The following is a 12,558-nucleotide window of genomic DNA, read 5'->3' as shown; positions in this document are numbered from 1 at the left end:
TATTATTCAATTACATCAATTGCTTCAATTTCTTCTTCTTCATTGTCTACATCTAGGTCTACAGATCTGTATTTCATCATACCTGTACCAGCTGGAATTAACTTACCTATAATTACATTTTCTTTTAATCCAACTAAAGGATCTACCTTACCTTTGATTGCTGCTTCTGTAAGAACTCTAGTAGTTTCTTGGAATGATGCAGCTGATAAGAAACTATCAGTAGCTAACGCTGCTTTAGTAATACCTAATAAAGCAATTTCACCTTGTGCTTCTTCTCCTCCAAACTCTCTTACTCTTTCATTTTCAGCTTCGAAGTCGAACATATCTATCATAGTTCCTGGTAGTAAATCAGTATCTCCTGAATCTGAAACCTTAACTTTTCTTGTCATTTGTCTAACAACAACTTCTAAGTGCTTATCGTTGATATCAACCCCTTGAAGTCTATAAACTTTTTGAACTTCAGAAAGTAAGTATCTTCTAGCTCCTTCAACACCTTTGATATTCATAATATCGTGAGGGTTAACTGAACCTTCTGTTATTTCATCTCCAGCTTCTACAACATCTCCATCTAAAACTTTTAATCTTGATCCAAATGGTATATCATAGCTACGCTCTTCACCGTCAGAACCCATTACATAAACAGTTCTCTTTTTCTTAGTTTCTTCTACTCTTACAGAACCTGAAATTTCACTAACTATAGCTAATCCCTTTGGTTTTCTAGCTTCAAATAATTCTTCAACTCTAGGAAGACCTTGAGTGATATCCGCACCGGCAACACCACCAGTATGGAATGTTCTCATTGTAAGCTGAGTACCTGGTTCTCCGATAGATTGTGCAGCTATTATACCAACAGCTTCACCAATATTTATTTTTTGAGCTGTAGCCATATTCATACCGTAACATTTAGCACAAACACCAATCTTACAAGAACATGTGAATACAGATCTAATCTTAACTTTTTTAACACCAGCTGCAACAACTTTATCAGCCATATGTCCGTCGATATATTGATTCTTAGCTACCATTACTTCTCCTGATTCAGGGTTAATGATATCTTCAGCAGTATATCTTCCATATAGTCTTTCAGCTAATCCTTCGATAACTTCGTTACCTTCTTTGATTTCGCTTACTATTATACCTCTGTCAGTACCACAATCTTCTTCTCTTACGATAACATCTTGTGATACGTCAACAAGTCTTCTTGTTAGGTATCCTGAGTCGGCAGTTTTAAGTGCTGTATCGGCATTACCCTTTCTAGCACCGTGTGTAGATATGAAGTATTCTAATACTGAAAGACCTTCTCTGAATGATGCCTTGATTGGTAACTCGATAATCTTACCTGATGGAGCGGCCATAAGTCCTCTCATACCAGCTAATTGTTTTATCTGAGCCTTAGATCCTCTGGCTCCAGAGTCAGCCATCATGAATATTGGATTGAATTTATCCAAACTATCCATAAGTGCATTCGCAACATCTTCAGTAGTTTTACTCCACTTTTCGATTACTCTTTCATATCTTTCATCTTCTGATATGAACCCTCTCTTATACATCTTTTCTATCTTATCAACAGTTTGTTCTGCGTCTTTAAGAAGTTCATACTTAGCATCAGGTACTATCATATCAGATGCAGCTACTGTTACTGCTCCAATTGATGAATAATGGTATCCTAAAGCTTTTATCTTATCAAGCATTATTGATGTATTAGTTGGGCCATGCTTTGTATAGCATTTATCTATAAGAACACCAAGTGTCTTTTTAGTTATTAAGAAGTCAACTTCAAGATTGAACATTGTTTCAGGATTTTCTCTATCAACATATCCTAAATCTTGAGGTATAGATTCATTAAATATAATCTTACCTACAGTTGTTTTAATGATTCCATGTTTCATTTCACCATTAACTTCTCTGAACATTCTAACATTAATTGAAGCGTGAACTGCAATTGCTCCAGTGTTATATGCCATTATAGCTTCGTCTATATCAGCAAAATAACTTCCTTCACCCTTTGCACCTTCTTTATCCATAGTTAAGTAATATGAACCTAGAACCATATCCTGTGTAGGTACACATACAGGCTTACCGTCTGAAGGTTTCATTATATTACCTGCTGCAAGCATTAAGAATCTAGCTTCTGCTTGAGCTTCTACTGATAAAGGTACGTGAACAGCCATTTGGTCACCATCGAAGTCAGCATTATATGCTGTACATACTAATGGATGAAGCTTAATAGCTCTTCCTTCAACTAATACAGGTTGGAATGCTTGAATACCTAATCTATGTAGAGTAGGTGCTCTGTTTAGTAAAACTGGATGGTCAGTAATAACTTCTTCAAGTATATCCCATACTTGATTGTTTACTCTTTCAACCATTCTCTTAGCACTCTTAATATTGTGTGCTATTCCATCTTCTACTAATTTTTTCATAACGAAAGGCTTAAATAATTCTAAAGCCATTTCTTTTGGTAAACCACATTGGTACATCTTAAGCTCAGGTCCAACAACGATAACTGATCTTCCTGAGTAGTCAACTCTCTTACCAAGTAAGTTTTGTCTAAATCTACCTTGCTTACCTTTTAACATATCTGATAATGATTTAAGAGGTCTGTTTCCAGGACCAGTAACTGGTCTTCCTCTTCTACCGTTATCTATAAGAGCATCTACAGCTTCTTGTAGCATTCTCTTTTCATTTCTAACGATTATATCAGGAGCTCCTAAATCTAAAAGCTTCTTTAATCTGTTATTTCTATTTATAACTCTTCTGTAAAGGTCATTTAAGTCAGAAGTAGCAAATCTACCACCATCTAATTGAACCATCGGTCTTAAATCTGGAGGTATTACTGGAATAACATTTATAACCATCCATCTTGGATCATTTCCTGATTTTTTGAATGATTCAACAACTTCAAGTCTTCTTATTATTCTTACTCTCTTTTGACCTGTGCTAGTTTTAAGTTCTTCTTTGAGATCCTTGCTTTGACCTTCTAAGTCTATTTCACCTAAAAGATCTTGAACAGCTTCTGCACCCATTCCAGCTACAAAGCTTTCTTCACCAAACTTATCCACTGCTTCTCTGTACTCTTTTTCACTTAATAATTGCTTCTTAAGTAATGGAGTTTCCTTTGGATCTATTACAACATATGAAGCAAAGTAAAGAACTTTTTCTAAAGCTCTTGGTGACATATCTAAAAGTAATCCCATTCTTGATGGAATTCCTTTAAAGTACCAAATGTGAGATACTGGGGCAGCCAGTTCAATGTGCCCCATTCTCTCTCTTCTTACTTTAGCCTTAGTTACTTCAACTCCACATCTATCACAAACGATACCTTTGTATCTAACTCTTTTGTACTTACCACAATGACATTCCCAGTCTTTCATAGGTCCAAATATTCTTTCACAGAATAGACCATCTCTTTCTGGCTTTAATGTTCTATAGTTAATTGTTTCAGGTTTCTTAACTTCACCTCTAGACCACTCTCTAATCTGATCAGGTGAAGCTAAACCAATTTGTATAGCATCAAAATTGTTTAATTCAAACAAGGGTATATCCTCCCTTCAATTTTAGTGTTCATCATTGACAAAATCATCTAGTTCTAATTCTTCTTCATGGAACCCATCAAGTGTGAATGCCTCAGCATCGAATTCTATCTCTTCTTCTGATTCTTCTTCACCTGAAGTATAGCTATCATCCCCTACTGGGATATCATTAACTATTTCTTCAGTTCCTTCAATATTTACCTCTAAATCATCCATATCTTCTTCAGCAAACTCTTTTAATCTAACTTCTTCATTTGCATCATTTAATACTTTAACATCTAAACATAAAGCTTGTAGCTCTTTAATTAGAACCTTGAATGATTCTGGAACTCCTGGTTCTGGTATGTTTTCACCCTTTACGATTGCCTCGTAAGTTTTAACTCTACCAACAACGTCATCTGACTTAACTGTTAGTATTTCTTGTAGTGTATGAGCAGCACCGTATGCTTCTAATGCCCAAACTTCCATCTCACCGAATCTTTGACCACCAAATTGAGCTTTACCTCCAAGTGGTTGTTGAGTTACTAATGAGTATGGACCTGTTGATCTAGCATGGATCTTATCATCAACTAAGTGAGCAAGTTTTAAGATATACATTATACCAACTGTAACAGGGTTATCAAACGCTTCCCCAGTTCTTCCATCGTATAATACAGTCTTTCCATTTGCATTATATCCAGCCTTTTCTAAACATGCTTCAATATCACTTTCAGTTGCACCATCAAACACCGGAGTAGCTATATGCCATCCTAATTGACTTGCAGCCCATCCTAAGTGAACCTCTAATACCTGCCCGATATTCATACGTGATGGAACCCCTAGTGGATTTAAACAAATTTGTAGTGGTCTACCATCTGGTAAGAATGGCATATCTTCTTCTGGTAAAACTCTTGAGATAACCCCTTTGTTACCGTGACGACCAGCCATCTTATCTCCAACAGATATTTTTCTCTTTTGAGCTATATAACATCTTACAAGTTCATTAACACCTGGATTTAGATCATCACCGTTTTCTCTTGTAAATACTTTTACATCAACGATTATACCTGCTTCTCCATGTGGAACTCTTAAAGAAGTATCTCTAACTTCTCTAGCTTTTTCACCAAAGATCGCTCTTAATAATCTTTCTTCAGCAGTTAATTCTGTTTCTCCCTTTGGAGTTACCTTACCAACAAGGATATCACCAGATCTAACTTCAGCACCGATTCTGATTATACCTCTTTCATCTATATCTCTTAAAGCATCTTCTCCAACGTTAGGAATATCTCTTGTTATTTCTTCTGGTCCTAACTTTGTATCTCTTGCTTCACATTCATATTCTTCGATGTGGATAGATGTAAATACATCTTCTCTAACTAATTCTTCTGAAATTAGCATCGCATCCTCGTAGTTATAACCTTCCCAAGTTATGAATCCCATTCTGATGTTTTTACCTAATGCAATTTCTCCTAAATCAGTTGATGGTCCATCAGCTAATACTTGGTTCTTAAATACTATTTCACCATTATCAACTAAAGGTCTTTGATTTATACAAGTACCTTGGTTACTTCTCTTAAACTTAAGTAACTTATAAGTATCAATTCCGCCATCTGCATCTCTTCTTATTCTTATTTCATCAGCTGAAACGTATATTACCTTACCAGCATTTTTAGCCTTAGGTAATACTCCTGAATCTGCAGCTGCTCTATATTCTATTCCTGTACCTACTATTGGTGCTTGTGGCTTTAATAGTGGAACTGCTTGACGTTGCATGTTTGAACCCATCAGTGCTCTTGATGCGTCATCATTTTCAAGGAAAGGAATCATAGCTGTAGCAACAGAAACGATTTGTCTTGGAGATACGTCAATTAAGTCAACTTCCTTAGCAGCAACAACTAAAATGTCATGCTTATGTCTTACAGTAACTCTACTGTCAATGAACTTTCCGTCTTCTCCAATCGGCTCATTTGCTTGCGCAACTAAGTATAAATCTTCTTCATCAGCTGTGAAGTATCTAATTTCATTTGTAACTATACCTGTATCTTTATCTATAACTCTATATGGAGTTTCAATAAATCCATATTCATTAACTCTTGCATAAGTAGCTAAAGAGTTGATAAGACCTATATTTGGACCTTCAGGTGTTTCAATTGGACACATTCTACCATAATGTGAATAGTGAACGTCTCTTACTTCGAAACCAGCTCTTTCTCTTGAAAGACCTCCTGGTCCTAATGCAGATAATCTTCTCTTATGAGTTAATTCTGATAATGGATTAGTTTGATCCATGAATTGAGATAATTGTGAGCTACCAAAGAATTCTTTTATAGCTGCTGATACTGGTCTAATGTTGATTAACATTTGTGGAGTTATCGCTTCTTGGTCTTGAATAGTCATTCTTTCCTTAACTACTCTTTCCATTCTTGATAAACCAATTCTAAATTGGTTTTGTAATAACTCACCAACAGATCTTAATCTTCTATTACCTAAGTGGTCGATATCATCTGTATATCCTACACCATAAGCTAAACCTATTTCATAACTTATAGTTGCAAATATATCATCTCTAACGATATGCTTAGGTATTAATCTATTTATGTTCTTTTTAATCTCTTCTTTAATTGAAGTTTCATCATCATAATTTTGTAATATTTCCATTAGAGTAGGGTAATGAACTGCTTCTCTAATGTTTAAATCGCTTATATCAAAGCTTACAAACTTATGAATGTCAACAAAATGGTTACCTATTACTCTTAAAACTCTATCTTCAACTAATATGTCAACTGAATTAATTCCAACATTTTGGATTGCTTCAGCCATATTTCTGCTGATTTTTTGCCCTTGTTCAACCATAACTTCACCTGTTGTAGGGTTTATTATATCAGTAGCTGCTATTTGATTTATAAGTCTTAAGTTAATAGCTAACTTTTTATTAAATTTGTATCTACCAACTCTAGAAAGATCATATCTCTTCGCATCAAAGAATAAAGAGTCTATTAAAGATACAGCTGAATCAACAGTTGGTGGTTCACCTGGTCTTAATCTCTTGTATATTTCTAATAATGCTTCTTCTCTAGTTTTAGTGTTGTCTTTTTCTATTGTAGCTTTAAATCTTTCTTCTTCACCGAAGTATTCTAAAAGCTCTTGATCACTTCCGAAGCCCATAGCTCTAGCTAAGATAGTTATTGGAAGCTTTCTTGTTTTATCTATTCTTACATAGATAATATCGTTAGAATCAGTTTCGTATTCTAACCATGCTCCTCTGTTAGGTATTACAGTTGAAGAGAATAATTTCTTACCGCTCTTATCAACTGAATAATTGTAGTAAACACCTGGAGATCTTACTAATTGGCTTACGATAACTCTTTCAGCACCATTAATAACAAAAGTACCTTGTTCAGTCATTAATGGGAAATCTCCCATAAACACTTCTTGTTCTTTTATTTCTCCAGTTTCGTTATTTGTTAGTCTTACAGACACTTTTAATGGAGCAGCATAAGTAGCGTCTCTCTCCTTACACTCTTCCACCGAATACTTAATATTGTCCATATCAAGTTTGTAGTCTACGAATTCAAGCACAAGATTCCCAGTAAAGTTAGTAATAGGATTAATATCATCAAAGACTTCTAATAATCCTTCTCTTAAAAACCATTCGTAAGAATCCAATTGTACTTCTATTAAGTTTGGCATCTCAGTTACATCTTTAACTTTTGCAAAACTCATTCTAGTTCTTTTTCCAACTTGGACAGGATGTACCATGAATTTTCACCCCTTGTATAAAGTAAAATAACCAAAAGCACACTTTCCCTAGGGACTTATGCTTTCGGAGGCATCACGTCTTAGTATAACCTTTTTCCAAAAAATTATACTCATTTTCCGCAAGAATATATAGTTTTCCATATTGAACAGTACATTTTGTAATAGTACCATAAGCAATATTTTTTGTCAATACTTTTGTATATTAATTATATACATCTAATATAATAGTATTTTGCCCAACAAACACCATTTTATTAATGTATTGGCAAATAAAAAAGGTGCTTTATAGCACCTTTTTTATTTAAATAGAAATTACTTAACTTCTACTTCAGCTCCAACTTCAGCTAATTTAGCTTTCATTTCTTCAGCAGTTTCTTTAGCTACAGCTTCTTTGATTGTCTTAGGAGCTCCGTCAACTATTTCTTTAGCTTCCTTTAATCCTAATCCAGTTAATTCTCTAACAACTTTGATAACCTTTATTTTGTTAGCTCCAGCGTTAGTTAATACTACGTCGAACTCTGTCTTTTCTTCAGCAGCAGCTCCACCAGCAACAGCACCAGCAACAGCTACAGGAGCAGCAGCGCTAACACCAAATTCTTCTTCACATGCAGTAACTAATTCGTTTAATTCTAAAACTGTCATTTCTTTTATAGCTTGAATGATATCTTCTCTTGTCATTTTAAATTCCCTCCAAATTCTTTTTTAAAATTAATAACCAGCAATTATTCAGCTGATTCTGATTCTTTCTTTTCCTTGATTGCATTTAATAAGTATGCAAGGTTTGATAATGGAGCCTTGAAGCTTCCAAGAAGTTTTGCGATAAGAACTTCTCTTGATGGGATTGTAGCAAGTTTTTCAACTCCAGCTTTGTCATAAACAATACCTTCTACAACTCCTGCCTTAAGCTCTAATTTCTTATGATCCTTAGCAAAGTTAAATAATACTCTAGCTGGAGCAGTAGCATCTTCATATCCTAATGCTATTGAAACTGGTCCTTCTAAGTGTTGAACTAAGTCTTCTAAACCTAATTCTCTAGCTGCTAATGTTACTAAAGTGTTTTTGTAAACTTTATATTCAACACCAGCTTCTCTTAAGCTCTTTCTTAACATTGTATCTTCTTCAACTGTTAAACCTTGGTAGTTAGCTAATGCAACACCTTGAGCTTTTTCTAACTTTTCTTTAATTTCAGCTACTTTAGCTTCTTTTAATGTTCTATTCTTGTTCATCACTGTGTGTCCACCTCCTCACAGTTTCTTAACTGCAAAATATATTAATAAAGGTCTTCCCATAGACATAGGAAGACCAAAATAATTACTTACCTTATTTTGATTCCTAGGTAGGCAATTATTTAAACCTTTCGGCACCTACTGTCTACGGAAACAGTATTCTTTTTTCACAACGAAATTTATTATATTATAAACTTAACGTTATGTCAATAATTAATCTAAAACTTTAGTTGGATTAATTTTTGCTCCAGGTCCCATAGTGCTTGATACAGATACTGATTTAACGTATTGTCCCTTAGCAGCTGCTGGTTTAGCTTTTACTAAAGCTTCCATTAAAGCGTGGAAGTTTTCTTGTAGCTTTTCAACTCCGAATGAAACCTTTCCGATTGGGCAGTGAACGATAGCAGTTTTATCAACTCTATATTCAACCTTACCAGCTTTGATATCAGCGATAGCTTTAGCTACATCGAATGTTACTGTTCCTGATTTTGGATTTGGCATTAATCCCTTAGGTCCTAATACTCTACCTAATCTACCAACAACACCCATCATATCTGGAGTTGCAACTACTACATCGTAGTCGAACCAGTTTTCACCTTGGATCTTTTGAACTAATTCTTCAGCTCCAACGAAATCTGCTCCAGCCTCTTGAGCTTCTTGAGCCTTAGCACCCTTAGCGAATACTAAAACTCTAACTGATCTACCAGTTCCGTTTGGAAGAACAACTGCTCCTCTAACTTGTTGATCAGCATGTCTTGGGTCAACCCCTAATCTTACGTGTAATTCAACAGTTTCATCAAACTTAGCTTTAGCAGTTTTAACAGCTAAATCTAAAGCTTCTGATGGAGTGTATAAAACACTTTTATCTATTAATTTTGTACTTTCAACATATTTCTTTCCCATAATAAGCCTCCTACGTGGTACTAACGGTTTTTACCTCCCACTTATTTTTAAAGAATTACTCTTCAATAGTAACGCCCATACTTCTTGCTGTTCCTTCGATCATGCTCATAGCTGATTCGATTGAAGCTGCATTTAAGTCTGGCATTTTTAATTCAGCAATTTTTCTAACTTGATCTTTAGTTAGCTTACCAACCTTTGTTTTGTTTGGTACTCCAGATCCGCTTTCTAATCCTAATTCTTTCTTAATTAGAACTGCTGCTGGAGGAGTCTTTAAGATAAAACTAAAAGATCTATCTTGGTAAACTGTTATAACAACTGGTATTATTAATCCAGCTTGATTAGCAGTTTTTGCATTGAACTCCTTACAGAATCCCATAATATTAACACCGTGTTGTCCTAAAGCTGGACCTACTGGTGGTGCTGGTGTTGCCTTACCTGCAGGAAGTTGTAATTTAATCATTCCTGTTACTTTCTTAGCCATTTACTATTCCTCCTATACTGTGGTAATACGGATTTTATAATAATCCTCCCACTTAATTAAAAACATTAGTTTATATAGTAATATTAAACTAATTTCTCAACTTGATTGAAATCTAGTTCAGCAAGAGTTTCTCTTCCGAACATATCGATTAAAGCTTTTATCTTACGCTTTTCAATACTTATTTCTTGGATAATCGCTACGAATTCTCTAAGCGGTCCTGAAATAACAACTACACTTTCACCTACTTCTAAATCTATATCCACTGGCACTTCTACAACGCCCATAGTTTCAATTTCTTCATCAGTAAGCGGTACTGGTTTAGAACCCGGTCCAACGAATCCCGTTACACCTCTTGTGTTTCTAACCACATACCATGACTCATCAGTCATTAGCATTTTAATTAGTACATACCCTGGAAATTTCTTTTTAAGTGAAACTTTTTGTTTACCATCTTTTTCTTCAATAACTTCTTCCATTGGAACCTGGATATCATGAATTAAAGATTCTAGATTTCTGTTTTCAACAGTCTTCTCTATATTAGCCTTCACTTTATTTTCATAACCTGAGTATGTATGTACTACGTACCATCTTGCTCTTTCACTCATATATTTTTTAGATGAAAAATTTCACCTAAACCTCCTTTATTTCAGATTAAAAATTAATTTAAAGAGGCTTGAAAAAATATAATCTAACCCACCTACTAATACAATATATATTAGTACAACTACGCCAACTGCAATTAACGCTTTCTTTGTGTCATCTTTAGACGGCCAAGTTATTCTCTTAACCTCTGCCTTAATTTCTCTGAAAAATTTAGCGATACTATTTTTCTCAGAGTTACTTTTAGTTTTTACACCTTCTTTAATAGCCATCGTTTCACATCCTTAAACTATTGCGAGTATGTGTCATTACTATATAAGCTAATTATTTTGTTTCTTTATGAGTTGTATGTGTCTTACAGAATCTGCAATATTTGTGCATTTCCATTCTGTCTGGGTTGTTCTTTTTGTTTTTCATTGTGTTATAGTTTCTTTGCTTACACTCTGTGCATGCTAATGTTATCTTAACTCTCACAGTCTGCACCTCCAGTATTTAAATAATCATAAGTCTCTATGCTATTGTGTTTCAGTATTTCGTTAATTACTTAAACACATTATCATAAAACCATTATTATGTCAATAATATCAGCTTTGTAAAGGACTAGGTAATGTAACCCAGCCCTTTATGTCCGCTAATTATATTATGTTAGAATTTATACTTTTTTTAATCAATTTAATATTAAGCGATTATTGAAGTAACAACTCCTGAACCTACAGTTCTTCCACCTTCTCTGATTGCGAATCTTAAACCTTCGTCCATAGCAACTTCAGTTATTAATTCAACGTTCATATCGATGTGGTCTCCAGGCATAACCATTTCCATACCTTCTGGTAATTTGATTGATCCTGTAACGTCTGTTGTTCTGAAGTAGAATTGTGGTCTGTATCCATCGAAGAATGGAGTATGTCTTCCACCTTCTTCTTTCTTAAGTACGTATACTTGACCTACGAACTTGCTGTGTGGATTTACTGATCCAACTTTTGCTAATACTTGACCTCTTTCGATGTCAGTTCTTTGAACACCTCTTAATAATGCTCCGATGTTGTCTCCAGCTTGAGCTTCATCTAGTAACTTTCTGAACATTTCTATTCCTGTTACTACTACTTTTCTCTTTTCTTCCATTAATCCTACGATTTCAACTTCGTCTGATACGTGAAGAACTCCTCTTTCAACTCTTCCTGTTGCAACTGTTCCTCTACCAGTGATTGTAAATACGTCTTCTACTGGCATTAAGAATGGCTTATCTGTTGCTCTTTCTGGTGTTGGGATGTAGCTGTCTACAGCATCCATTAATTCCATGATACAAGCTGTTGCTTCTGCATCTGTTGGGTTTTCTAATGCTCTTAAAGCTGATCCTTTAATTACTGGAATGTCATCTCCTGGGAATTCATACTCAGAAAGTAATTCTCTAACTTCCATTTCAACTAATTCTAATAATTCTTCGTCGTCAACCATATCTGCTTTGTTTAAGAATACAACGATGTATTCAACACCAACTCTTGAAGCTAGTAGTATGTGCTCTCTTGTTTGAGGCATTGGACCATCTGCTGCTGAACAAACTAAGATTGCTCCATCCATTTGTGCTGCACCAGTGATCATGTTCTTAACATAGTCAGCATGTCCTGGACAGTCAACGTGAGCGTAGTGTCTGTTTTCTGTTTCATACTCAACGTGTGAAGTATTGATTGTGATTCCTCTTTCTTTTTCTTCTGGAGCTTTATCGATTGCTGCGTAATCGAACGCTTCAGCGAATCCCTTCTTTGATAATACAGTAGTGATTGCTGCTGTTAATGTAGTCTTACCGTGGTCTACGTGACCGATTGTTCCGATATTAACGTGTGGTTTGCTTCTTTCGAATTTTTGCTTTGCCATTTGAAATTCCTCCTTACTTCTTTAGATACACCTTGCCTAGCGTTTGCATTTCTAAATGTATATAATTGGAGCTCACGATCGGGATTGAACCGACGACCTCCGCCTTACCAAGGCGACGCTCTGCCGACTGAGCTACGTGAGCATTAAAGTGTAATACACTTTAATATACCAATTATAAAGTTTACTAGCATTTGTTTTTTTTGTC

At 35.0% G+C, this 12,558-nt stretch carries 10 protein-coding genes, 1 tRNA gene and 1 other annotated feature; all 11 genes read right to left on the bottom strand.

Annotated features, from left to right (window positions below):
- Positions 1–2: 2 nt before the first annotated feature.
- Positions 3–3,536, bottom strand: coding sequence for a DNA-directed RNA polymerase subunit beta' (rpoC, locus tag H8S20_RS18755; protein ID WP_186861061.1), 3,534 nt, complete (start codon positions 3,534–3,536; stop codon positions 3–5).
- Between the two features lie 21 nt (positions 3,537–3,557).
- Positions 3,558–7,271, bottom strand: coding sequence for a DNA-directed RNA polymerase subunit beta (rpoB, locus tag H8S20_RS18750; protein ID WP_032117015.1), 3,714 nt, complete (start codon positions 7,269–7,271; stop codon positions 3,558–3,560).
- 312 nt (positions 7,272–7,583) lie between these two features.
- The gene (gene rplL, locus H8S20_RS18745) at positions 7,584–7,949 is read right to left on the bottom strand and encodes a 50S ribosomal protein L7/L12 (RefSeq protein WP_032117014.1); all 366 of its coding nucleotides are present in this window, start codon (positions 7,947–7,949) and stop codon (positions 7,584–7,586) included.
- Positions 7,950–7,993: 44 nt separating this feature from the next.
- Positions 7,994–8,497 (bottom strand): 50S ribosomal protein L10, encoded by a 504-nt coding sequence (gene rplJ / locus H8S20_RS18740; RefSeq protein WP_032117021.1) that lies wholly within the window; start codon positions 8,495–8,497, stop codon positions 7,994–7,996.
- 37 nt (positions 8,498–8,534) lie between these two features.
- Positions 8,535–8,666: a sequence feature (ribosomal protein L10 leader region), on the bottom strand.
- Positions 8,667–8,710: 44 nt separating this feature from the next.
- Entirely contained in the window at positions 8,711–9,400 is a 690-nt protein-coding gene (gene rplA / locus H8S20_RS18735; protein WP_032117013.1) for a 50S ribosomal protein L1, read from the bottom strand.
- 55 nt (positions 9,401–9,455) lie between these two features.
- Positions 9,456–9,881, bottom strand: coding sequence for a 50S ribosomal protein L11 (gene rplK / locus H8S20_RS18730; RefSeq protein WP_032117012.1), 426 nt, complete (start codon positions 9,879–9,881; stop codon positions 9,456–9,458).
- An 83-nt stretch (positions 9,882–9,964) separates the two neighbouring features.
- Positions 9,965–10,486 (bottom strand): transcription termination/antitermination protein NusG, encoded by a 522-nt coding sequence (gene nusG, locus H8S20_RS18725; protein WP_032117011.1) that lies wholly within the window; start codon positions 10,484–10,486, stop codon positions 9,965–9,967.
- Positions 10,487–10,522: 36 nt separating this feature from the next.
- The gene (gene secE / locus H8S20_RS18720) at positions 10,523–10,753 is read right to left on the bottom strand and encodes a preprotein translocase subunit SecE (protein ID WP_032117010.1); all 231 of its coding nucleotides are present in this window, start codon (positions 10,751–10,753) and stop codon (positions 10,523–10,525) included.
- 52 nt (positions 10,754–10,805) lie between these two features.
- Positions 10,806–10,955 (bottom strand): 50S ribosomal protein L33, encoded by a 150-nt coding sequence (rpmG, locus tag H8S20_RS18715; protein WP_032117009.1) that lies wholly within the window; start codon positions 10,953–10,955, stop codon positions 10,806–10,808.
- 204 nt (positions 10,956–11,159) lie between these two features.
- Complete coding sequence (tuf, locus tag H8S20_RS18710; protein WP_032117007.1) at positions 11,160–12,353, bottom strand: elongation factor Tu; 1,194 nt, start codon at positions 12,351–12,353, stop codon at positions 11,160–11,162.
- Between the two features lie 66 nt (positions 12,354–12,419).
- A tRNA-Thr gene (locus H8S20_RS18705) sits at positions 12,420–12,495 on the bottom strand.
- Positions 12,496–12,558: the final 63 nt, after the last annotated feature.

The organism is Clostridium hominis, assembly GCF_014287825.1.
Lineage (GTDB): Bacteria > Bacillota > Clostridia > Clostridiales > Clostridiaceae > Clostridium > Clostridium hominis.
This window is presented reverse-complemented; position numbering and strand designations above follow the sequence as displayed.